The organism is Novosphingobium sp. FG90, assembly GCF_057808725.1.
On record NZ_JBMDIO010000001.1, the window covers coordinates 241,657 to 262,606 of the forward strand.

Annotated in this window: 20 protein-coding genes; 14 read left to right on the top strand and 6 right to left on the bottom strand. The window is 67.6% G+C overall.

Features of this window, described 5'->3' with window-relative positions; all coding sequences use genetic code 11:
* The first annotated feature begins 55 nt into the window (after nucleotides 1-55).
* Both serA and ACODRZ_RS01115 read left to right on the top strand, forming a co-directional pair.
* Nucleotides 56-1,639 (top strand): phosphoglycerate dehydrogenase, encoded by a 1,584-nt coding sequence (gene serA, locus ACODRZ_RS01110; protein ID WP_488971077.1) that lies wholly within the window; start codon nucleotides 56-58, stop codon nucleotides 1,637-1,639.
* A gap of 150 nt (nucleotides 1,640-1,789) precedes the next feature.
* Complete coding sequence (locus tag ACODRZ_RS01115; RefSeq protein WP_488971078.1) at nucleotides 1,790-2,698, top strand: bifunctional helix-turn-helix transcriptional regulator/GNAT family N-acetyltransferase; 909 nt, start codon at nucleotides 1,790-1,792, stop codon at nucleotides 2,696-2,698.
* Nucleotides 2,699-2,702: 4 nt separating this feature from the next.
* On the opposite strand, the gene ACODRZ_RS01120 is transcribed toward ACODRZ_RS01115, so the two are convergent.
* On the bottom strand, nucleotides 2,703-3,449 hold the full coding sequence (locus ACODRZ_RS01120; RefSeq protein ID WP_488971079.1) for an EF-hand domain-containing protein: 747 nt from the start codon (nucleotides 3,447-3,449) through the stop codon (nucleotides 2,703-2,705).
* A gap of 156 nt (nucleotides 3,450-3,605) precedes the next feature.
* On the opposite strand from ACODRZ_RS01120, the gene ACODRZ_RS01125 reads away from it, so the two are divergent.
* Complete coding sequence (locus ACODRZ_RS01125; protein ID WP_488971080.1) at nucleotides 3,606-4,730, top strand: ATP phosphoribosyltransferase regulatory subunit; 1,125 nt, start codon at nucleotides 3,606-3,608, stop codon at nucleotides 4,728-4,730.
* Here ACODRZ_RS01125 and ACODRZ_RS01130 read toward each other — a convergent pair.
* Nucleotides 4,727-5,584 carry an alpha/beta hydrolase gene (locus ACODRZ_RS01130; RefSeq protein WP_488971081.1) on the bottom strand — a complete coding sequence of 286 codons (858 nt, stop codon included), beginning with the start codon at nucleotides 5,582-5,584 and terminating at the stop codon, nucleotides 4,727-4,729. The genes ACODRZ_RS01125 and ACODRZ_RS01130 overlap by 4 nt on opposite strands.
* A 272-nt stretch (nucleotides 5,585-5,856) precedes the next feature.
* On the opposite strand from ACODRZ_RS01130, the gene ACODRZ_RS01135 reads away from it, so the two are divergent.
* From ACODRZ_RS01135 to ACODRZ_RS01165, 7 genes are all read left to right on the top strand, one after another.
* Nucleotides 5,857-7,146 carry an adenylosuccinate synthase gene (locus tag ACODRZ_RS01135; RefSeq protein ID WP_488971082.1) on the top strand — a complete coding sequence of 430 codons (1,290 nt, stop codon included), beginning with the start codon at nucleotides 5,857-5,859 and terminating at the stop codon, nucleotides 7,144-7,146.
* A gap of 5 nt (nucleotides 7,147-7,151) precedes the next feature.
* The gene (locus ACODRZ_RS01140) at nucleotides 7,152-7,646 is read left to right on the top strand and encodes a L,D-transpeptidase family protein (RefSeq protein WP_488971173.1); all 495 of its coding nucleotides are present in this window, start codon (nucleotides 7,152-7,154) and stop codon (nucleotides 7,644-7,646) included.
* 268 nt (nucleotides 7,647-7,914) lie between these two features.
* Nucleotides 7,915-8,367 (top strand): MarR family transcriptional regulator, encoded by a 453-nt coding sequence (locus ACODRZ_RS01145; protein ID WP_488971083.1) that lies wholly within the window; start codon nucleotides 7,915-7,917, stop codon nucleotides 8,365-8,367.
* Between the two features lie 11 nt (nucleotides 8,368-8,378).
* Nucleotides 8,379-10,433: an FUSC family protein gene (locus tag ACODRZ_RS01150; RefSeq protein WP_488971084.1), complete on the top strand. Its 2,055-nt coding sequence runs from the start codon at nucleotides 8,379-8,381 to the stop codon at nucleotides 10,431-10,433.
* Nucleotides 10,430-10,645, top strand: coding sequence for a DUF1656 domain-containing protein (locus ACODRZ_RS01155; protein WP_488971085.1), 216 nt, complete (start codon nucleotides 10,430-10,432; stop codon nucleotides 10,643-10,645). The genes ACODRZ_RS01150 and ACODRZ_RS01155 overlap by 4 nt, the downstream gene beginning before the upstream one ends.
* Nucleotides 10,642-11,550 (top strand): efflux RND transporter periplasmic adaptor subunit, encoded by a 909-nt coding sequence (locus ACODRZ_RS01160; RefSeq protein WP_488971086.1) that lies wholly within the window; start codon nucleotides 10,642-10,644, stop codon nucleotides 11,548-11,550. The genes ACODRZ_RS01155 and ACODRZ_RS01160 overlap by 4 nt, the downstream gene beginning before the upstream one ends.
* The gene (locus ACODRZ_RS01165; protein WP_488971087.1) at nucleotides 11,547-12,962 is read left to right on the top strand and encodes an efflux transporter outer membrane subunit; all 1,416 of its coding nucleotides are present in this window, start codon (nucleotides 11,547-11,549) and stop codon (nucleotides 12,960-12,962) included. Before ACODRZ_RS01160 ends, ACODRZ_RS01165 begins: the two co-directional genes overlap by 4 nt.
* A gap of 114 nt (nucleotides 12,963-13,076) precedes the next feature.
* Here ACODRZ_RS01165 and ACODRZ_RS01170 read toward each other — a convergent pair whose 3' ends face one another.
* Entirely contained in the window at nucleotides 13,077-13,244 is a 168-nt protein-coding gene (locus ACODRZ_RS01170; RefSeq protein ID WP_008832636.1) for a DUF1674 domain-containing protein, read from the bottom strand.
* 54 nt (nucleotides 13,245-13,298) lie between these two features.
* On the opposite strand from ACODRZ_RS01170, the gene ACODRZ_RS01175 reads away from it, so the two are divergent.
* Nucleotides 13,299-14,531, top strand: a complete 1,233-nt coding sequence (locus tag ACODRZ_RS01175; protein ID WP_488971088.1) for an RsmB/NOP family class I SAM-dependent RNA methyltransferase — start codon at nucleotides 13,299-13,301, stop codon at nucleotides 14,529-14,531.
* 4 nt (nucleotides 14,532-14,535) lie between these two features.
* On the opposite strand, the gene ACODRZ_RS01180 is transcribed toward ACODRZ_RS01175, so the two are convergent.
* A complete protein-coding gene (locus tag ACODRZ_RS01180) occupies nucleotides 14,536-15,462 on the bottom strand; it encodes a M48 family metalloprotease (RefSeq protein WP_488971089.1) in 927 nt (308 codons plus the stop codon).
* 116 nt (nucleotides 15,463-15,578) lie between these two features.
* On the opposite strand from ACODRZ_RS01180, the gene ACODRZ_RS01185 reads away from it, so the two are divergent.
* The gene (locus ACODRZ_RS01185; RefSeq protein ID WP_488971090.1) at nucleotides 15,579-16,205 is read left to right on the top strand and encodes a TetR family transcriptional regulator; all 627 of its coding nucleotides are present in this window, start codon (nucleotides 15,579-15,581) and stop codon (nucleotides 16,203-16,205) included.
* A gap of 130 nt (nucleotides 16,206-16,335) precedes the next feature.
* On the opposite strand, the gene ACODRZ_RS01190 is transcribed toward ACODRZ_RS01185, so the two are convergent.
* Entirely contained in the window at nucleotides 16,336-17,511 is a 1,176-nt protein-coding gene (locus ACODRZ_RS01190; protein WP_488971091.1) for an amidohydrolase family protein, read from the bottom strand.
* Between the two features lie 169 nt (nucleotides 17,512-17,680).
* Between ACODRZ_RS01190 and ACODRZ_RS01195 the strand changes: the two genes are divergently transcribed.
* Both ACODRZ_RS01195 and ACODRZ_RS01200 read left to right on the top strand, forming a co-directional pair.
* Complete coding sequence (locus ACODRZ_RS01195) at nucleotides 17,681-18,661, top strand: NAD(P)H-dependent flavin oxidoreductase (RefSeq protein ID WP_488971092.1); 981 nt, start codon at nucleotides 17,681-17,683, stop codon at nucleotides 18,659-18,661.
* Nucleotides 18,662-18,681: 20 nt separating this feature from the next.
* Nucleotides 18,682-19,464 carry an enoyl-CoA hydratase-related protein gene (locus ACODRZ_RS01200; protein WP_488971093.1) on the top strand — a complete coding sequence of 261 codons (783 nt, stop codon included), beginning with the start codon at nucleotides 18,682-18,684 and terminating at the stop codon, nucleotides 19,462-19,464.
* Nucleotides 19,465-19,599: 135 nt separating this feature from the next.
* Here the strand turns inward: ACODRZ_RS01200 and ACODRZ_RS01205 are convergent, their stop codons facing one another.
* Nucleotides 19,600-20,841, bottom strand: coding sequence for a CaiB/BaiF CoA transferase family protein (locus ACODRZ_RS01205; protein ID WP_488971094.1), 1,242 nt, complete (start codon nucleotides 20,839-20,841; stop codon nucleotides 19,600-19,602).
* Nucleotides 20,842-20,950 lie beyond the last annotated feature (109 nt).

The window sequence follows — 20,950 nt, forward strand, 5'->3', positions numbered from 1 at the left end:
AGAATTTCACTCCGCCACGGCCGCGCATTCCGGCCAGCGTGAAGGACCACATTCCATGACCAAGCCCAAAGTCCTCATTTCCGACAAGATGGACCCCAACGCCGCCCGCATCTTCGAAGAGATGGGCTGCGACGTAGACGTCATCACCGGCGAGAACCCGGAACAGCAGATCGCCCGCATCGGTGAATACGATGGCCTCGCCATCCGTTCGTCGACCAAGGTGACCAAGGAAATGCTGGCCGCCGCCAAGAACCTCAAGGTCATCGGCCGCGCCGGTATCGGCGTCGACAACGTCGACATCCCGGCCGCCTCCTCGCAGGGCGTCGTGGTGATGAACACGCCGTTCGGCAATTCGATCACCACCGCAGAGCACGCCATCGCCCTGATGTTCGCGCTCGCCCGCCAGCTGCCCGAGGCGAACGCCCAGACGCAGGCCGGCACCTGGCCGAAGAACGGCTTCATGGGCGTCGAAGTCACCGGCAAGACGCTCGGCCTCATCGGCGCGGGCAACATCGGCTCGATCGTCGCCAGCCGCGCGCTGGGCCTGCGCATGAAGGTCGTCGCCTTCGACCCGTTCCTGACGCCTGAGCGCGCCGTGGAAATGGGCGTCGAGAAGGCCGATCTTGAAACGCTGCTGGCCAAGGCGGACTTCATCACGCTGCACACGCCGCTGACCGACCAGACCCGCAACATCCTCTCGGCCGAGAACCTCGCCAAGACCAAGAAGGGCGTCCGCATCATCAACTGCGCACGCGGTGGTCTGGTGGACGAAGCCGCGCTGAAGGCGGGCCTCGATTCGGGCCACATCGCGGGCGCCGCTCTCGACGTGTTCCAGACCGAGCCGGCCAAGGAATCGCCGCTGTTCGGCACCCCGAACTTCATCTGCACCCCGCACCTGGGCGCATCGACCACCGAAGCGCAGGTCAACGTGGCGCTTCAGGTTGCCGAGCAGATGGCCGACTTCCTGGTCAATGGCGGCGTCACCAACGCGCTCAACATGCCGTCGCTGAGTGCCGAGGAAGCCCCCAAGCTCAAGCCTTACATGAAGCTGGCCGAAGTGCTGGGTTCGATGGTCGGCCAGCTGACCGTGGACTCGGTTCCGCGCATCTCGATCCACGTCGAGGGCGCTGCCGCCGAACTGAACCAGAAGCCGATCACCGCCGCCGTCCTCGCCGGTTTCCTGCGCGTGCAGTCGGCCACGGTGAACATGGTCAACGCCCCGTTCCTCGCCAAGGAGCGCGGCCTCGAAGTGCGCGAAGTGAAGACCGAGCGCGAGGGCGACTACCACACCCTGATCCGCGTCTCGGTGAAGACCGAAGCGGGCGAGCGCTCGGTGGCAGGCACGCTGTTCAACAACGTCGAGCCGCGCCTTGTCGAGATGTTCGGCATCAAGGTCGAGGCCGAGTTGGACGGCTCGATGCTCTACATCGTCAACGAGGACGCGCCGGGCTTCATCGGCCGCATCGGTACGCTGCTGGGCGAGAACGCGATCAACATCGGCACCTTCAACCTCGGCCGCCGCGCGGCTGGCGGCGAAGCGGTGCTGCTGCTCTCGGTGGACGGCGACCTCTCGGCCGGACTGCTGGAGCAGGCGCGTGCGCTGCCGGGCGTAAAGACCGTCAAGGCGCTGACGTTCTAAGCTGACGCTTTAATAGGCTCCCAACGGAAGAGGGGTCGGTGCCTTGCGGCGCCGGCCCCTTTTTTCGTTTTCGGGGCGCCGCTCATTTGTCGGGCGCCGGCGGCTATTGATATTGTTGACTCAGTCAACATAATGCATCAAGGCTGGCGCATGAGCCAGGCCATCGACGCGATCCGCACCTTCAACCGCTTCTTCACCAGGCACGTCGGCGCCATCGACGCGCGCTTTCTCGACAGCGATGCGAACCTGCCGGAAGCGCGCCTCCTGTTCGAGATCGCCCGGCTCGGGCCGGTGCTGGCCAATGTCCTGCAGGCGGAGCTGGGCCTCGATCGCGGTTACCTTAGCCGGATGATCGCCCGGTTCGAGGAGCGGGGCTGGGTGGCGCGGGACCGGCTCGACAGCGACGCGCGTGCCCGCCCGATCCGGCTGACGGAGGAAGGGCAGCAAGCATTCAGGGAGATCGACGGGCGCCAGCGCGATGCCGTCGCGCACGATCTGAAACGCCTGAGCGCGACCGAGCGCGACGATCTGGTGCAGGCGCTGACGCGGGCGCGGCTGCTGCTCGATCCCCATGCGCCCGATGCCTTCACGATTCGCGATGCACGGGTTGGCGAAGTCAGTCAGGTGGCAGCGCGCCAGTCGGTGCTTTACGCCGAGAGCCACAGTTGGGGGCACGGGCTCGAAGTGGTCGAGGCGGAAACCACTGCGGCGTTCCTGCGAAACTTCGATGCGGAGCGAGAGCGCTGCTGGGTCGCGGATATGGGCGGTGTCATGGCCGGCGCGGTGTTCCTCACCGACGAGGGGGAAGGCACGGCGCGGCTGCGCCTGCTCCACGTCGAGCCTTTCGCGCGGCGGCGGGGTATCGGCGACGCGCTGGTCGCCGGCTGCCTCGATTTCGCGCGGGAGAAGGGCTACCGGCAGGTGGTGCTATGGACGCATACCGTGCTCGAAGCCGCACGCCGCATCTACGCGCGCAACGGCTTCGAGTGCATCGACACTCAGGTCCACCATACGTTCGGCGAACCGGTTCAGGGCGAAACCTGGCGCGTGTTGCTCTGAAGGATCAGCGCGGCGGCGGGCCGCCCATCGGGCCGGGGCCGCCGGGACCGCGCATGCGTTCACCGTCCTTGCCCTTGGGGCGCAGTTCTTCCATCGACAGGTAGCCGTCGTGGTCGGTGTCCGCCGCATCGAACAGCTTGCCTTCGTAGGCCAGCAGTTCCTCCAGCGAGACGCCCGCGTCGTAATTGGTGTTGGCGCGGGCGATGACGGTGCCGCTCAGGGGCTCGATCAGCTGTGCGAGAGCGCGCTCGTCGCCGACTTCGGGCATCACCGCTTCGGCGATCGGGCCGCCGCGGTCGCCGGTGGCGGCATCGTCGCTGGCGGCGGCCGAACCCATCTTTCCCTGCCAGGCGCTGAATTCCGCCATGGAGATCGCGCCGTTGCGGTCAGTGTCGATCGCGGTGAAACGGTCCTTGATGATGACCGCGCGACGGGCTTCGACCATGGCGTGAAGCTCGTCGAGCGTCACCGTACCGTCGCGGTTGGTGTCGGCAGCGCGGAACATGTCGGTGACGATCTTGTCGAAGCGGGCGCGCTTGATCGGCTTGGGCGGCTGAGGGGCGCGAGCGCCACCGCCCGGAGGCCCACCGCCGTCCATGTCTCCGCCGCCCATATCGCCGCCCATGCCTCCACCCATGCCTCCACCACCCATGCCGCCGTCCATTCCTCCCATGCCCTGGGCAAGGGCAGGCGGAGACAGCGTCATCAGCAGTGCGGCGAGAAGCGGGGTAATGGTGCGGGCAGGGCGCATGGTTCGGCCTTTGTCGGTTGCAGGGAGTGCGTCCCGCCAGACGCCCGGCACGACTTAGCTGCTTGGCGCTTCGCCGCCGATGGAAAATTCGTCGCCAATCGTCGCAGATTTGTACATTCGACATCGGCGCGCACTCGGGCTAAGGGCGCGGCCATTATGCAGGAAAACGACCGCGATCTTCTGCCCGAGGGCTTGGGCGACCGTCTGCCGCAGCAGGCATGGGCATCCCAGACGGTGCGCCGTGCCGCCCATGACGTTCTCGCGAGCCACGGCTACGCGCGGGTCGAGACCCCGGTGCTGGAATTCGAAAAGGCGCTGGCGCACCGCATGGCGGGCGTGCAGGTGCGCCGCATGTTCCGCTTCGTCGATCCGGTTTCGATGCGAATGCTGGCGCTGCGTTCCGACATCACCGCGCAAGTCGCGCGCATCGCCGCGACCGGTCTGGCGCAGGCGCCGCGTCCGCTGCGGCTGTCCTATTCGGGGCAGGTGGTGACCATCAAGGGCGACGGCCTCGATCCGGCGCGTGAGCGGCTGCAGCTGGGCGCGGAACTCGTCGGTGCCGATTCGACCGAAGCGGTTGCCGAGATCGTCGAACTGGCGATCGAGACGCTGCGCGCGGCAGGCGTGACGGGCGTGTCAGTGGACTTCACGCTTCCCGACCTCGTCGACACGCTGTCCGCCGGGGCGCTGCCTTTGCCGTCGATGAACATCGAGGCGGTGCGCCAGATGCTCGACGCCAAAGACGCGGGCGGGCTGGTCGATGCGGGCGGCGAGGCGTACCTGCCGCTGCTCTACGCCGTCGGTCCGTTCGACAGCGCGATCGAGCAGCTTGCGGCGTTCGATGTCGGCGGTGTACTCGCCAGCCGCATCGCCGCGCTGCGGGCGATCGCCGCGCGCGTGAGCGGCAAGGCGCGGCTGACGCTCGACCCGTCCGAGCGGCACGGCTTCGAGTATCAGTCATGGTTCGGTTTCACGATCTATGCCGACGGCGTGCCCGGCAGCCTGGGGCGCGGCGGTACGTATTCGATTCTCGGGCAGACCGGCCGCAATCCGGAAGCCGCGACGGGCTTCTCGCTCTATCCCGATCCGCTGATCGAGAGCCTTTCGGCCGCTGCGGGCGAGGAGCGCCGCCTGTTTCTGCCGCTCGGCCACGATCGTGAGATTGCAGAGCGCCAGCGCGCGATCGGCTGGGTGACCGTCGCGGCGCTTTCGGAAGCGGACGACGCGCTGGCGCTCGGTTGCTCGCACATGCTGGAAGGCGGCGAGGCGGTCGCGCTCTAGCCGAACACGCGGGCGAGCCAGCGATCGACTACGCCGGTTGCGGCATAGTCCGGATTGCCCAATTCGCGGTTGATCTGCATGTGCCCCGGCAATCCACGCCCGGGGAAGCCTTCGCGCGTGACCTTGGTGCCGGCCTTGCGCAGGGCGGCTTCCAGTTCCTCGGCCTGGCGTATGCCGTCGGCGCGCTGGACGTGGAGGAGCAGGAACTCCGGCGCGTTGGGCGCGGCCGCCTGCAGAGAGGGCGAGAGCGCACGCTGGCGGGCGGGATCGGTGCCGAATGCCTGCTTGTATGTCCCGCCCATCAGCCGCCCGGCGTTCTGCATCTGGGCAGACACGTCGTAGGCCGCGCCGTCGATCGGGATCACGCCGCGAATGTCGGCGTAGGACAGGCCGGCGTTTCGCAAGTAGCGCGGATCGGTGCCGACCAGCGCCACCAGATGCGCGCCCGCGCTGTGGCCCATCAGCACGACCTTGCCGCGGGCAATGCCGAGGGCGTCGGCGCGGCGCAGCAATGCGGCGAGGGCGTCGGCAACGTCCTGTGCCTGCTGCTCGACGGTCGCGTCGGGGACGAGGCGGTAGTTGACGCTGGCGAAAGCGTAGCCCTCTTCGGTGTAGTGTGCGGCCTTGTAGCGGCCGGTGGCGCTGTCCTTGTCGCCGCGTTTCCATCCGCCGCCGTGGACGAAGACCACAAGCGGGACCGGACCCTTGCGCGCGGGTCGCCAGAAATCGAGCGTCTGAAGCACACTGGTGCCATAGGCGAGCGGCGCCGCCTGCTCCTGCGCAAGCGCCGGGGTAGCGGCAGCCAGCAGCAGCGCGCCGATCAGTGGAGTGGCTATCATCGGGGGGGTCTTCATCGTCGCATGTTCCCGCAGTGTGCCTTGCAAGGGTCGCAACCACGGCGGGCCGGAGCAAGTCGCCAAGTGTAATGAAGAGTAACCCGGCGGTGTCGCCGTTCTGTCATCGGCACCGCGGCTTCCCCTGCCGTCGCCCCTTGACTACCCGCCCGCCTTCCCCTTAGGGCGCGCACGAAAAGCCGGGGCGCGGTTGCCCCAAAGACAATCCTTATCGCCGAGTCCTGTCGAAGGGCGTTATAGGATCCGCCTTGGCAGGGTGGAGGAGTATATCCATGGCCAACGTAACCGTGATCGGCGCCCAGTGGGGCGATGAGGGCAAAGGCAAGATCGTCGACTGGCTCGCCAGCCGTGCGGACGCAGTTGTGCGTTTCCAGGGCGGCCATAATGCGGGCCACACGCTCGTCGTCGGCGAACAGGTCTACAAGCTGAGCCTGCTGCCTTCGGGCATCGTCACCGGCACGCTTTCGATCATCGGCAACGGTGTCGTGCTCGACCCGTGGCACCTCAAGTCCGAAGTCGAGAAGCTTCGCGGGCAGGGTGTCGAGATCAATCCCGAGAATTTCGCGATCGCCGACAACTGCCCGCTGATCCTCCCGGTCCACCGCGAACTGGACGGCCTGCGCGAAGCGGCTGCCGGTGCGGGCAAGATCGGCACCACCGGTCGCGGCATCGGCCCGGCTTACGAGGACAAGGTCGGCCGCCGTGCGATCCGCGTCTGCGATCTGGCGCACCTCGATGCGCTGGAGCCGCAGCTCGATCGCCTCTGCGCGCACCACGACGCGCTGCGCGCCGGTTTCGGCCAGCCGCCGATCGACCGCGAGGCGCTGCTGAACGAGCTGCGCGAGATCGCGCCCTTCGTGCTGCAGTTCGCCCAGCCGGTGTGGAAGCGTCTCAACAAGGTCCGCAAGGCGGGCGCGCGCATCCTGTTCGAAGGCGCGCAGGGCGTGCTGCTCGACGTCGACCACGGTACGTATCCCTTCGTCACCAGCTCCAACACCGTGTCGGGCACCGCCGCCAGCGGTTCGGGCCTTGGCCCTTCGGCGACCGGCTTCGTGCTGGGCATCGTCAAGGCCTACACCACCCGCGTCGGCTCCGGCCCGTTCCCGACCGAGCTGGAGGATGAGACCGGCCAGCGTCTGGGCGAGCGCGGCCACGAATTCGGCACCGTCACCGGCCGCAAGCGCCGCTGCGGCTGGTTCGACGCGGTGCTGACGCGCCAGTCCTGCGCGATCTCGGGCGTCACCGGCATCGCACTCACCAAGCTCGACGTGCTCGACGGTTTCGAGAAGGTGAAGATCTGCACCGGCTACCGCCTCAACGGCAAGGTGCTTGACTACTACCCCAGCCACGCTGCCGATCAGGCCGGGGTCGAGCCGATCTACGAGGAAATGGACGGCTGGCAGGGCACCACCGCGGGTGCGCGCTCGTGGGCCGACCTGCCCGCACAGGCGATCAAGTACATCCAGCGCGTGCAGGAACTGATCGAGACCCCGGTGGCGCTCGTGTCCACCAGCCCCGAGCGCGAGGACACCATCCTCGTGCGCGATCCCTTCGTGGATTGATGATGATGCGGGGCGTCCTGAGGTTCGCCCCGCTTGTCTTGCTGCTGGGTGCCACCGAGGCCCCCCGGCCTCTGAAACTGCCTGACATCGACCAGGTCCGCGTGCGCAAGGCGGCGCGGATCATGGAACTCTATTCCGAGGGCCGCCTCGTCCATGTGATCGAGCATATCCAGCTCGGCGACGAGCCTGTCGGCCCCAAGCGCTTAGAAGGCGACGAGCGGACCCCGGAGGGGCGCTACGTCATCGACTGGGGCAATCCGGCGAGCGCCTATCACCTCTCGCTTCATATCTCTTACCCCAACGCCGACGACCGCGCCTTTGCGGCGGGGCGGGGGCGCTCTGCGGGCGGGATGATCATGATTCACGGTCAGCCGAACGATTGGGCTGCGGGGCGTGTACCCGGCGACTGGACCGACGGCTGCATCGCGGTTTCCGACGAGGAAATCGAGGCGCTGTGGGAAGCGGTAGCCGACGGCACTCCGATCGACATTGAACCCTGAACCAATCCTCCCTGTCGCGCAGCGATGGGGTGGGGAACCGCCGACGTAGTCGGTGGTGGAGGGGAGAGGGCGTAACCCCTCCGTCAGTCGCTTCGAGACTGCCACCTCCCCATCGCTGCGCGGCAGGGAGGATATCGTGACCCCAACGTCCCACTTGCATGAATTGCAATTTCCGGCATTGCTGGCTTGTAAATCGCAAGGGCAACCCGGTTGCCCGATAATAGTTAGGAGCCTAAGTACCCGCCACCCCCCCATCCCCCCTGGACCCATGACCGACCGATCAAGCCTCGCCCACGATCTCGCCACGCAACTCGCGCCTGTCGCGCGGGCGTGGCGACAGCTTGCCGACCGTATCCTTGCCTCGTTGGAGATTTCCAACTCGGCGGGCTGGGCGCTCGTGCATCTGGAACGATTGGGTGCCGGTGCACGGCAGGCGGATCTGGCGCGGGCGATCGGCATAACCGAGGCCTCCCTGACGACCACGGTGCGCCAGCTCGAAACGGCGGGCCTCGTCGAACGCCTTGCCGATGCGGGGGACCGCCGGGCCAATCTTCTCCATCTGACGGGCGAGGGCGCGCGTATCGCCCGCAAGGCGGAAGTGCGGCTGGTGGCCCTGCGCGGCGAACTGCTCGACGGCATTCCCGATGCCGATCTCGAGGCTGCCGTGAAGCTGATAACCACCGTTGGCAACCGCGCCGCCGAGATGCGGGGGCGGTCATGAAGGGGGGAGGCATGAATGGGCCGGCCTTCCAGCGCTGGGGCGTGCCGGCGGCGATCTTCTCGATAAAGGCGTTCGCGGCGGCGATCCTGGCGGCGTATATCTCGTTCTCGATCGGGCTTGAACGGCCTTACTGGGCCTTCCTCACCGCCTATATCGTCGCTGCACCGCTGGCAGGGGCAGTGGTGTCGAAAGCCCTTTTCCGTGTCATCGGTACGTTCATCGGCGCGACTGCCTCCGTGCTCATGGTGCCGCCGCTCGTCCAGTCGCCCGAGTTGCTGACGTTGGCGCTGGCGGCCTGGCTGGGACTTTGCGTCTTCGTCTCGCTGCTCGATCGCACGCCGCGCGGCTACATGTTCGTGCTGGCAGGCTACACGGCCTGCCTGATCGTGTTGCCGACGGTGAATACGCCGGACCTGATCTTCGAGGATGCGGCGCTGCGGGTGCAGGAGATCACGCTGGGCATCCTGTGCGGCAGCCTGATCCATGGCATCGTCCTGCCGGGCTCGGTTTCGACGTTCCTGCTCGGCCGCGTGGCGATGATGCTGCGCGATGCCGAGCGCTGGAGCCGCGATTCGCTGGAACTGGAGCCCGATCCCTCGATCGAGGCGGAAAAACGTCGTCTTGCGCAGGACGTGACCGAGCTGCACCAGCTTTCGATCCACCTGCCGTTCGAGACGAGCCGCCTTGCGCCGCGCGTGCGCACGGTACGGGCGCTGCAGGACCAGCTATCGCTGCTGATGCCGCTGGGTGCCGCCGTAGCTGACCGCATCGCCGCCCTGCGCGAACATGACGCGCTCGGGCCGGATGGCGAGGCACTGCTGGCCGATACCCGCGCCTGGCTTTCCAACATCGAGACGGGCCGCGAGGAGCGTGAGCGGGTGGCCGCCGAGCTCAAGGCCCGCTGCGTCGCGCTGGAGCCGCAGATCGATGCCGGGTCCGACTGGAACGACATGCTCGTTCTCAGCCTCGGCTCGCGTCTCGCCAGCCTGATCGAGGCGCACCTCGATTGCCGCGACCTTGCGGAGCAGCTGGGCACGCGCAACCGCAAGCCGGTTTCCGCGCGTATCCCGCCGCTGCTGGAAGGGCGCCGCAACCGCGAGGTTCATCGCGACTACCGCGGCGCGCTGCGCGGTGCGGCCGGGGCGGCGCTGACGATCATCCTGGGATGCACGCTCTGGATCGGCAGCGGATGGAGCGACGGCGCCACCGCCGTCATGCTGGCGGGCGTCTTCCTTGCGCTGTTTTCGGCTTCGGACAATCCGCTGCTGCCGCTGTGGATGTTCTTCAACGGCACCCTGATCGCGACGATCCTGGGCATGATCTACGCCTTCGCGATCCTGCCGCGCATCGACGGCTTCCCGATGCTGGCGCTGACCCTGGCGCCTCCGCTGCTGGTGCTGGGCTCTCTCATGCATTCGCCGCGCTACGCCGGCGTCGCGCTCCCCGCGTTGCTCGGCATGGGCAGCCCCTTCATCATCGCCGAGAAGTACAGCGACAATTTCGCAAGTTTCACCAACGGCTCGCTGGCACAGTTGCTGGGTACGCTGTTCGCGATCATGATGGCGCGCCTTTTGCAGACTGCCGGGCTCGAAAGCGCTATCCGCCGCACCCTGCGCGCGGGCTGGCGCGATATCGCCGAGCGTGCCAACCTCTACGGACCGCCCGACGTGCGCGGCTGGATCAATCGCATGCTTGACCGTATCGCGCTGCTCAATCCCCGCCTTGCTCTCTCCGGCAAGAAACCGGGCGCGCCGCTCTACGACGTGCTGCGCGACTTGCGCACGGGCGTCGCCATAGGCGAACTGCGCGAGCTGCGGCTCGACCTGCCACCCGCCCGCAGCGCGCCGCTGACCAGCGTGCTGGCCGACGTCGCCGCCTACTATCGCCGCCTCGAGCCCGATCACCGTCCGCCCGCCGCACCCGAACTGCTGGAGGACATCGATGCGGCGCTGCGTGTCTTCACCCGCGACGAGGACCCTTCGGTGCGCCGCAAGGCTGCTCTGGCGCTGGTGTCGCTGCGCCGTAACATCTTTCCAGAAGCCGCCGCGCTGAAAGGCCAGCCATGAACGGCGAAGTCTCCATCCTGGGCGTCTACATGCCCACGCTCCTGCTGATCGCGGTGATCGCCTCGGTCCTGACCATGCTGCTGATGCGGGTGGCGGACTTCGTCGGCTTCTACCGCATCGTCGCCTATCGCGCGCTCGTCGATCTGTGCCTTTATGTCATGGTGTTCGGCGCGCTTTCCTTCCTCGCCACCTGGTCCGGTCTCCACCCATGAAGAACCTGCTTCCCGCCATCGGCCGCAGCGCCGCCACCATCGTCATCGTCCTCGCCGCGGCCTTCATCGCCTACTGGATGTGGATGCATTACGAGCGCAGCCCCTGGACCCGCGACGGCCGCGTGCGCGCCGACGTGGTGCGGGTGACGCCGGACATCGGCGGCCTCGTGACCTCGGTGGCGGTGCACGACAACCAGGTGGTCAAGGCAGGCGACCTGCTGTTCGTGATCGACAAGCCGCGCTACTCGCTGGCGGTCGAGGAAGCGCAGGCGAGCCTCGCCAGCGCGAAGGCGACCTTGGGGCAGGCGCAGCGCGAAGCCTCGCGTGACCTTGCGCTCGGCGATCTTGTCGCTACCGAATCCCACGAGCAGAACGTCGCCAAGGTCGCTACCGCCCGCGCCGCCGTGCAGGAAGCGGTAAGCGCGGTCGATCGCGCGAAGCTCGACCTCCAGCGCACGCAGGTCCACGCTTCGGTCAACGGCACCGTGACCAACCTTGACCTGCATCCGGGCGACTACGTGGCCGCAGGGAGTCAGGCTATGGCGCTGGTCGACGGCGATTCCATCCGCGTCGAGGGCTACTTCGAGGAAACCAAGCTGCCTCTGATCCACATCGGCGCGCCGGTCAGCGTGAAGCTGATGGGCGAGGGGCAAGTGCTCAAGGGCCGGGTCGAGAGCATCGCGGCGGCCATCAACGACGACACGCGCAGCGATTCGGGCAATCTGCTGCCCAATGTCGAGGCGACGTTCTCGTGGGTCCGCCTTGCCCAGCGTATCCCGGTGCGCGTGAAGCTTACGCAAGTGCCCAAGGACGTGCGCCTGATCCTCGGCCGCACCGCAACGGTGACGATTGAACAGCACGGCGAGAAGCAGAAGCAGCCCGCACCGCAGGGGACGGCGCAGTGAATTTGGCGCGCTTCCTTTCCTCGGCGGCTTTGGCGCTAACGCTTTCGGCCTGCGCCACGGCGGGGCCGGATTACCATCCGCCGGAGAACGCCGTCTACAGCACGCCTGCCGCGCAAGGTGCCTTCGCTTCGGCCAAGGGCGCGGCATTCTCGCAGGAGCCGCTGCCCGATCGCTGGTGGAAGCTCTACGACGACCCACGCCTCGATGCGCTGGTGGAGCAGGCGCTGGCCGCCAATACGGACTTGCGCGCCGCCGATGCCAACCTCGACCGCGCCCGCGCCGTGCTGCGTGAGGCGGCTGCTGCGCGCACGCTGTCGACAGCGGTGAGCGGCGGTGTCGACCTGTCGCGCCAGTCCTCCACCGGCGTTTCGATCCCCGGCGTGGTGACGGACAACCTCGGCCTTGCGCTCAGCTATCCGCTCGACCTCAGGGGCAAGCTGCGCCGCGCGATCGAGGCCAGCGCCGCCGATGCCGAGGCGACCGAGGCCGCGCGCGATGCCGTGCGCGTCAGCGTCGCCGCTGCGACCACCAGCGCTTATGCCAAGGTCTGTGCGGCCAATTACCAGCTCGCGGTGACGCAGCGGGTGGTGCAGTTGCAGCGCCAGACCCTCGACGCGACGCGGCGGCTGCAGAAGGGCGGGCGCGGCACCGCGTTCGACGTCAGCCGCGCCGCTGCCGCCGTCGAGACCAGCGCGGCTGCGTTGCCGGCGTTCACCGCCGCGCGGCAGAACTCGCTTTACCTGCTGGCGACGCTGCTGGGCCGTCCGCCTGCCGATTTCCCCGCCGAGGTCGCCGACTGTGCCACGTTGCCGCGTCTTGCGGGCGGCGTGCCGGTCGAGGACGGCGCCGCGCTGATCCGTCGCCGTGCGGACATCCGGCAGGCAGAGCGCACCATCGCCGCCGACACCGCACGCATCGGCGTGGCGACGGCGGACCTCTACCCGTCGGTCAGCATCGGTGGGTCGCTGGGCTTCTCCGGCCCGATCCACGACTTCGGCACCGGCGACAGCTTTGGCATGAGCCTTGGCCCGCTGCTTAGCTGGACATTCCCCAACCGCCCTGCCGTGCGGGCGAAGATCGATCAGGCCGACGCACAAGTACGCGCCGATCTCGCCAATTTCGACGGCACGGTGCTGGAAGCGCTGCGGCAGGCGGAATCGTCGATGGAGACGTATGCGCGCGACCGCGAGCGTGAGGCGGCGCTGGGCCGCGCGGCGGATGCGGCTGGGCTGTCGGCTTCGCAGGCGGGCAAGCTGTTCCGCTTCGGCCGCAGCGATTTCCTCGACCTGCTGAGTGCGCAGGCGAGCCTTGCCTCGGCGCAGGTGAGCCATGCGTCGGCGCAGACGACGCTGGTGGACGACCAGATCGCGGTGTTCCTGGCGCTCGGTGGCGGTTGGCGGCAGGCTGAGTGATCGCGTGTATGGACGAGGGGGCTTCGACAGGCTCAGCCTGAGCGGTTTTTAGAGCAGATCTTCAAACGCCGCTCAGGCTGAGCCTGTCGAAGCCCCGTCGTTCGAACGCAAAGCTCAAAAATCGATCGCGATGCCCTTTTGCACCCAGTCGCCGTAGCGGGTGGGCGAAAGGCCGTCGGGGTCCTGCTCGTCCTTGGCCTTCACGGGCGGGGGAGCGGGGTCGTTGGTCCAGTGAGCGGGCTTGGTGAAGGCCGCCGGACGTTCAGTGGCGCGCTTGGTCATGGACCCCATGTGGTGCGGGTGGCGGAAAAAGGCAATCCGGTATAGGGGCCGACGATGGACATACCCGGACTTCCTGCGCGCCGTGCCGCGCTCAACCTCATCGATGCCGTTCTGCGCAGGGGCGAGACGCTCGACCAGGCGGGCGGTTCCGCGCTCGCGCGCATCAAGGGCGACGCCGACCGCGCGCTCGCCCGCGCCATTGCCGGGGAGGTGCTGCGCTGGCGTGCGGACCTCGATGCGCTGATCGACTCCGCCACCCGCCTGCCGCTGGCCGACGATGCCAAGGCGCGCGCCGTGCTGCAGATCATGCTGGCACAGGTCCTGCGCCTGGAGACGCCCGCCCATGCCGTTATCGCCACCGGCCTGCCGCTGCTGATGGGCGGCCCGCGCCGTCTGGCGCACGGCGTGTTCTCGACCCTGACCAAGCGGGCCGTGACGCTGCCCGAAGTGCCCAGCCTGCCCGAGCCGGTGATGGAGCGCTGGGGTATCCGGGCCGAGACAATCGCCGCAGGTCTCGCCGTGCCGCCGCCGCTGGACCTCGCGCTGCGCGATGCGGGTGCGACGGCGGAGTGGGCCGAGCGTCTTGGCGGTGTCTCGCTGATGCCGGGCCATGTGCGCCTGCCGCGCGGGATCGCCGTGGAGCACCTCGAAGGCTTCCGCGACGGCGCGTGGTGGGTGCAGGACCTTGCCGCCAGCCTGCCCGCGCGGATGCTCGGCGCGGGCGAGGGCAGGACCGTGCTCGACCTCTGCGCCGCGCCCGGCGGCAAGACCATGCAGCTTGCGGCGGCGGGCTGGAAGGTGACCGCGCTCGACAACGCCAAGCGGCGGCTGGAGCGCCTGCGCGAGAACCTTGAACGCACCTCGCTGGACGCCGAAGTGGTCCTCGCCGATGCCTTTGCGTGGGAGCCCGAAGAAAAGTTCGATGCGATCCTGCTCGACGCGCCATGCACGGCGACGGGCACCTCGCGTCGCCATCCGGACGTGCTCCACCGCATCGGTCCGCGCCAGATCGAGGAGATGGCCGAAATCCAGACCCGCATGCTGGCACGGGCGGCCGAATGGCTGAAGCCCGGCGGCACGCTGGTCTACGCGGTGTGCTCGCTGGAGCAGGAGGAAGGCGAGGACCGCGCGGCGGAGGTTGAACTCTCTCTGGCGCCCATCACGGCGGCGGAATTGCCCGAAGGTCTGTCACCGACGGGCGAGGGCTGGCTGCGCACCGATCCCGGAATGCTCGCCGAGGCGGGCGGCCTCGACGGCTTCTTCATCGCGCGGTGGGTGGAGGGTTGAGGCGTCAGCCCCTGCGATTCGGATCTAGCGCCGACCGGCCACGCGGCGCGCTACTGCGCGGCACCGAGGCCATGGCCGGTCGGGCAGGCGCCGGTCGCGGAGGCACAGCCCCGCCGTCCATCGCCATCAACGCGGCGATGCGCTTCTCCGTCGCCGGGTGGGTCGAGAACAGGTCCGACACCGACGAGGGCACGATGTAGAGCTGCGCCGCCGCCGGGTTGCGCTCGACGGTGGGGTTGCGCAAGTGGGCGGCAGGCCCGGCGATCTTCTGCAGCGCCGAGGCCAGCGCGCGCGGGTTGCCGCTGATCTCGGCGCCCGCCTTGTCGGCGCCGTATTCGCGGGTGCGGCTGATCGCCATCTGCACGATCATCGCCGCGAACGGCGCCATGACCATCGCCGCGATCGCGGCCATCGGGTTGGGGCGATCCTCCGAATTGCCCATGTGGCCGAAGAACATGCCGAAGTTGGCGATCATCGAGATGGCGCCCGCGATCGTCGCCACCATCGTCATGACAAGGGTGTCGCGGTTCTTCACGTGGCCCAGTTCGTGCGCCATCACGCCCGCCACTTCCTCGCGGCTGAGCATGTCGAGCAGGCCCGTGGTCGCGGCGACGGCGGCGTGCTCGGGGTCGCGGCCGGTGGCGAAGGCGTTGGGTGCCTCGGTGTCGATCACGTAGACGCACGGCATCGGCAGCCCGGCACGCTGCGCCAGTTCGGCGACGAGGCGGTGGAACTCGCTCTCCGGGCCGACCTCGCGGGCGTTGTGCATCTTCAGCACGATGCTGTCCGCGTTCCAGAAGGTGAACAGGTTCATGCCCGCCGCCACGACCAGCGCGATGATGGCGCCGCCGGTTCCGCCTAGCATGTAGCCCAGCCCCATGAACAGCGCCGTCAGCGCCGCCAGCAGCATGGCCGTCTTCATTCCGTTCACTTTCAATTGTCTCCTTGAGCGTTTCTCCCGGCGAATCTAGGGTCTGGTGGAAGGGTTTCAATGGCGCGCGCCGTGCCCGACACACGCAGTCACGCAAGCGAAACCGGCAGGAAAGATTGACCGCCCCCGACCCGAAACCGAAACGTCGCCGCCGCTCCTCCGGGGAAGTGGCCGACCGCATCCTCGAAGCCGCTGCCGAGGAGTTCGAGGCATCGGGCTACGCTGGGGCGACGACCGCCGCCATCGCCCGCCGCGCCGATGTGACCGAGGCGCAGATCTTCCGCTTCCACGAGAGCAAGCAGGCGCTGTTCCGCGCGGCGATCTTCACGCCGCTGAACCGCCACTTCGCGGATTTCCAGGCCCGGACCGCCGGAGCGGGCGAGGGCAAGGACGTGGCGCGGGCCTACATCGGCGAACTGCTCGATTTCATGGCGAGCCATTCGAAGATGTTCCTCTCGCTGGCCGTCGCCAACGCCTATTCCCCCGAAGCTTCGGGCGGGATCGAGGCGCTCGACGGGTTGCAGGACTACTTCCGTAAGGGCGAGGCGATGAGCCAGGCGAGGGTCGGCGACGCGCCCCGGATCGCGCCGGAACTGATGGTGCGGGTGTCGTTCGCGGCGGTGCTGGCGAACCTGATGTTCCGCGACTGGCTGTTCCCGCCCGGCATGGCCAGCGAGGCGGAGATCAGGGACGCCATCGCGGCTTTCGTGATCCAGGGGATCGAAGCCAACGGGCCGGTCTAAGTTCCTCCCCGAGCTTGCTCGGGGAGGGGGGCCGCCGACGCAGTCGGTGGTGGAGGGGGAGAGTTCGAACAATTCCCCCTCCGTCAGCGCTTCGCGCTGCCACCTCCCCGAGACAAGCTCGGGGAGGAATTCAGAGGTCGAACCCGAATACCCTAGCCGCGTTTTCTGACAGCGTCGTGCGGGTGTCTTCCGGCGTCAGATCCGCCGTCATCTTCAGCGCCACGTCGCGAGAATGCGGCCAGATCGTCGCCGAGTGCGGGTAGTCTGACGAGAACATCGTCATCTTCGCCAGCCACGGCCAGAGCCCGGTCTGGATCATCTGGTAGCCGCACCAGTCGTCCACATTGGTGGTGAAGACGTTGCGGCCGATAAACTCGGTGGGCGAATGCCTGAGCTTCACCGGATGCCACGAGTTCTGGATCTCCCAGTGGTGCTCCATGGTCTGCACCCAGAACGGCGCCCAGCCGCAATCGACCTCGGCGCCGACCATCTTCAGGTTCGGGTACTGGTCGAAGATCCCAGCGAAGATCAGGTACGAGAACGGCTTGAGGCACGAGAAGTAGCGCGTCACGATCCCGCCGATGGAGACCTTGTCCTCCTGCAGCCGGTCCCAGTCGGTCGCGTCGGGCGGGCCGCCGTGGTTGCGGTGCATGCACAGCGTCAGCCCCAGTTCGTCCGCCGCCTGCCAGACGGGGTGATAGTGCGTAGGGTGGTTGTAGGGGATCGTCGGATTTCCGGGAATATACATCGCCCGCGCACCCTTCCTCGCGCAGCGGCGCATCTCGGCGACGGCGTGCTCGATGCCCAGTTCGGTCGGATTGATGGCGAGGCCGCACAGGCGCTTGGGGTCGGCGGACTGGAAGTCGTCGAGGATCCAGTCGTTGTAGGCGACGAATCCGGCGGCAGCTACTTCCGGATCGGGATGGGTATAGAACGACGGGCTGAAACCCGGATAGGTCACCGAGGCCCAGACCCCGTCGATGTCCATATCCGCGAGATGCGCGGCGCCATCGTAGTTGCCCCGCCTGAGGTCCGCGTGGCGCAGGCCGGACATGCGGTATTCGCTCTTGTCGTAGCCCGCCATGCATTCGAGGCCATAAGTGCGCTTGGGCGGCGTGCCGTCGATGCTCCAGCCTTCGCCGCCGTCGCGGCCCTCGATCACGCGCGGGGCCTTGTCCTTCAGGTGCACGGGGAAACGGTCGATGAACAGGCCCCGCGGTTCGTTAATGTGGTTGTCGGCGCTGATGAGCTTGATGCCCAGTTCCTCGATCCGATCCTGAACAGGTTCCAGAGCGGCGGTTGCCATGGCGATTCTCCCTTCTCGTTTGCAGGGGATCATACGCTTCTTGATTCATGTAGCAAGCGCTTGGTTATTCGCTGGCGCGATGCCCGCTCGCTCCCGCACCCGCTGCTTGAAGCCCCGCGCGGCATGACATAGCCCCGCATGCAACCATCAATAGGGAGCAGCGAGAACCATGCCATTCAAGACCCGCGTGACCGAGATGCTCGGCATCGAACATCCGATCGTCCAGGGCGGCATGCAGGGCGTCGGCTATGCCGAGCTGGCGAGCGCGGTGTCGAACGCCGGCGGCCTCGGCACCCTGACCGCGCTGACCCAGCCCAGCCCCGAGGCGCTGCGCGAGGAGATCGAGCGCTGCCGCTCGATGACCGACAAGCCCTTCGCGGTGAACATCACCGTGCTGCCCACGATCCTTCCGCCCGATTACAAGGCTTACGCGCAGGCCGTGATCGACGGCGGGGTCAAGATCGTCGAGACCGCAGGCACCCAGCAGGTGCGTGAGATCTGGGAGATGGTGAAGCCCCATGGCGTCACCGTGCTGCACAAGTGCACCGCCGTGCGCCACGCGCTTTCGGCCGAGAAGCACGGCTGCGACATCATCTCGATCGACGGTTTCGAATGCGCCGGGCACCCCGGCGAGGACGACATTCCTGGCCTGATCCTGATCCCTTCGGCGGCGGACAAGGTGAAGATCCCGATGCTGGCGAGCGGCGGCATCGGCGACGGGCGCGGCCTCGTCGCGGCGCTGGCGCTGGGGGCGGAGGGCATCAACATGGGCACCCGTTTCTGCGCCACCAAGGAAGCGCCGATCCACGACAACGTGAAGGCGAAGTACGTCGAGAACGATGAGCGTGGCACCAACCTCATCTTCCGCAAGTTCAAGAACTCGGCGCGCGTCGGCAAGAACGACGTGTCCGACGAAGTGGTCGCGATTTCCGAACGGCCGGACTCGACCTTCGAGGATATCCGCCATCTCGTCGCGGGCGCGGTGGGCCGCGAACTGCTGCAGAGCGGCGATCTCACCAAGGGCATCTTCTGGGCCGGGATGGTGCAGGGCTTGATCCACGACGTGCCCACCTGCAAGGAACTGATCGAAAGGATCGTTGGCGAGGCCGAGGCAATCGTGAAGGAACGCCTGGGCGCCATGCTCGCCTGATCGACGGAGAGGGAGATTCCATGAGTTACGAGCACATCCTCTATTCGCTGGAGGACGGCGTCGCACGCATCTCCCTCAACGATCCCAAGACCATGAACGGCGTCACCGAGGCGATGGGGCTGGAGATGGTTCACGCTCTCGACGTGGCGGCGCGCGATGCCCGTGCGGTATTGCTGACCGGCGAGGGCAAGGCGTTCTGCTCGGGCGCGAACCTTGCGGCGGCGCAGGATATGCTGGCCGATCCGATGCGCGACGTGGGTGGGCAGCTCGACCGGGCGTTCAACCCGGTGATCATGCAGATCAAGACCATGGAGCAGCCGGTCGTCACCGCGATCCGCGGCCCTGCGGCGGGCTTCGGCGCCGGGCTGGCGGCGGCGGGCGACGTGGTGCTGATGGCGGAGGGTTCGTATTTCTTCTGCGCCTTCTGCCACGTCGGCCTCGTGCCCGATGGCGGCGCGACGTACCTGCTGGCGCAGGCGGTCGGCCGGGTGCGCGCCATGCAGATGATGCTGCTGGGCGAGAAGGTCGATGCCGCCACCGCGCTCGACTGGGGCCTCGCGACCAAAGTGGTGCCCGAGGACGACCTCGATGCCGAGGCGATGAAGCTGGCGAAGCGGCTGGCCTCTGGCCCGCGCTCGCTTGGCCTCATCAAGCGGATGGCATGGGATGCGCTGGATTCGAGCCTCGAAACCGCGCTGCAGGCCGAACGGCGCGGCCAGCGCGAGGCGGGGCGGACCGAGGATTTCCTCGAAGGCGTCAACTCATTTCTCGAAAAGCGCAAGCCCGCGTTCAAGGGGCGCTGAGAGTAAATCCTCCCTGTCGCGCAGCGATGGGGAGGGGGACCGCCGACGCAGTCGGTGGTGGAGGGGAGAAAACCCCTCCGTCAGCCCTGCGGGCTGCCACCTCCCCATTGCTTCGCAACAGGGAGGATTGGGAGTTCATACCACCTTCGCGTCCCGCAATGCCGTGACTTGCGCCGCGTCGTAGCCCAGTTCCGTCAGGATGGCGTCGGTGTGCTCGCCCAGCATCGGCGGCGCCATGCGGATCGTTGCGGGGCTCACCGACATCTTCGCCAGCGGGCTGGCGATGAGATCGACCGAGCCGCTTTCTGCCCAGGCATGCGGAGTCGTTGCCTTCAGGCCGCGATGCTGCACCTGCGGGTCTTCCCAGACGTCGGCCAGTTCGTTGTAGCGCGCCGCCGGAATGCCTGCACCGTCGAGCATGGCCTGAACCTCCGTCACCGGGAAGCGGCCGCTCCAGTCGTTGATGATGGCCATCAGTTCGGCGCGATTGGTCTTGCCGCGCTTCAGGTTGGAATCGAAGCGGGGATCGTCGTTCAGTTCGGGCTGCTCCATCAGCACCGTCAGGCGGCGCCAGTGCTCGTCGGTCCCGGCGGTGAGGTAGATGATGCCGTCGGCGCAATGGATGAGGTCCGCCGGGCCGCCGCCATTGCCGCCGTTGCCGAGGCGGGGCGGGGCGTTGCCGCTTATCAGGTAGTCCTGCATGATGTGGCTGACCATCGCCACTGAACTGTCGAGCAGGGCGATGTCGATGTACTGGCCCTCGCCGGTGCGGGTGCGGTGCATCAGCGCGCCGAGGATCGCGAGCGCGGTGTTGTGGCCGGTCACGAAGTCGACGAGGCTGGGGCCGGTCTTGAGCGGGCCTGAGCCCGGCTGGCCTTCGGGAATGCCGGTCACTGCCATCATGCCGCCGGTCGCCTGGAACAGCCCGTCGTAGCCCGGCAGCGCGGCCATCGGCCCGGTCTGTCCGAAGCCCGTCACCGAGCAGTAGATGAGGCCCGGGTTGATCTCCCGCAGGCTCTCGTAATCCAGCCCGAAGCGTTTGAGGTCGCCGACCTTGTAGTTCTCGATCAGCACGTCGGCGCTCTTCACCAGATCGCGCAGGATCGCCTGACCCTCGGGCCGGGAATGGTTGAGCGTGATCGAGCGCTTGTTGCGGTTGGACACGGTGAAGAAGCTGGAGTGCCGGGTCTCGATCCCGTCCTTGCCGGGCACCCACGAGAAGCCGTAGCCGCGCCCGTCGTCGCCCACGCCCGGGCGCTCCACCTTGATGACGTCGGCGCCGAGGTCGCCGAGGATTTGCGCGCCGACGGGGGCGGCGAAGACGCGGCTCATGTCGATGACGCGGATGCCTTCAAGGGCGGCCTTGGGAGTGCTCATTGTGCCTGTTCGCTCATTGTCTGAGCCTTCTGACTAATCCTGTGCGGTCCGGGGACAAGGCAGCCCCGGGCAATACCGCCGGGGCGGTTCGACGCTTGCCGGGGCGGCG

What these genes read in the sequence shown, in the direction of transcription:
- serA (WP_488971077.1), top strand. Translation starts at nt 56, where the DNA reads ATGACCAAGCCCAAAGTCCTCATTTCCGACAAGATGGACCCCAACGCC.
- ACODRZ_RS01115 (WP_488971078.1), top strand. Translation starts at nt 1,790, where the DNA reads ATGAGCCAGGCCATCGACGCGATCCGCACCTTCAACCGCTTCTTCACC.
- ACODRZ_RS01120 (WP_488971079.1), bottom strand. Translation starts at nt 3,449, where the DNA reads ATGCGCCCTGCCCGCACCATTACCCCGCTTCTCGCCGCACTGCTGATG.
- ACODRZ_RS01125 (WP_488971080.1), top strand. Translation starts at nt 3,606, where the DNA reads ATGCAGGAAAACGACCGCGATCTTCTGCCCGAGGGCTTGGGCGACCGT.
- ACODRZ_RS01130 (WP_488971081.1), bottom strand. Translation starts at nt 5,584, where the DNA reads ATGAAGACCCCCCCGATGATAGCCACTCCACTGATCGGCGCGCTGCTG.
- ACODRZ_RS01135 (WP_488971082.1), top strand. Translation starts at nt 5,857, where the DNA reads ATGGCCAACGTAACCGTGATCGGCGCCCAGTGGGGCGATGAGGGCAAA.
- ACODRZ_RS01140 (WP_488971173.1), top strand. Translation starts at nt 7,152, where the DNA reads ATGCGGGGCGTCCTGAGGTTCGCCCCGCTTGTCTTGCTGCTGGGTGCC.
- ACODRZ_RS01145 (WP_488971083.1), top strand. Translation starts at nt 7,915, where the DNA reads ATGACCGACCGATCAAGCCTCGCCCACGATCTCGCCACGCAACTCGCG.
- ACODRZ_RS01150 (WP_488971084.1), top strand. Translation starts at nt 8,379, where the DNA reads ATGAATGGGCCGGCCTTCCAGCGCTGGGGCGTGCCGGCGGCGATCTTC.
- ACODRZ_RS01155 (WP_488971085.1), top strand. Translation starts at nt 10,430, where the DNA reads ATGAACGGCGAAGTCTCCATCCTGGGCGTCTACATGCCCACGCTCCTG.
- ACODRZ_RS01160 (WP_488971086.1), top strand. Translation starts at nt 10,642, where the DNA reads ATGAAGAACCTGCTTCCCGCCATCGGCCGCAGCGCCGCCACCATCGTC.
- ACODRZ_RS01170 (WP_008832636.1), bottom strand. Translation starts at nt 13,244, where the DNA reads ATGACCAAGCGCGCCACTGAACGTCCGGCGGCCTTCACCAAGCCCGCT.
- ACODRZ_RS01175 (WP_488971088.1), top strand. Translation starts at nt 13,299, where the DNA reads ATGGACATACCCGGACTTCCTGCGCGCCGTGCCGCGCTCAACCTCATC.
- ACODRZ_RS01190 (WP_488971091.1), bottom strand. Translation starts at nt 17,511, where the DNA reads ATGGCAACCGCCGCTCTGGAACCTGTTCAGGATCGGATCGAGGAACTG.
- ACODRZ_RS01195 (WP_488971092.1), top strand. Translation starts at nt 17,681, where the DNA reads ATGCCATTCAAGACCCGCGTGACCGAGATGCTCGGCATCGAACATCCG.
- ACODRZ_RS01200 (WP_488971093.1), top strand. Translation starts at nt 18,682, where the DNA reads ATGAGTTACGAGCACATCCTCTATTCGCTGGAGGACGGCGTCGCACGC.
- ACODRZ_RS01205 (WP_488971094.1), bottom strand. Translation starts at nt 20,841, where the DNA reads ATGAGCACTCCCAAGGCCGCCCTTGAAGGCATCCGCGTCATCGACATG.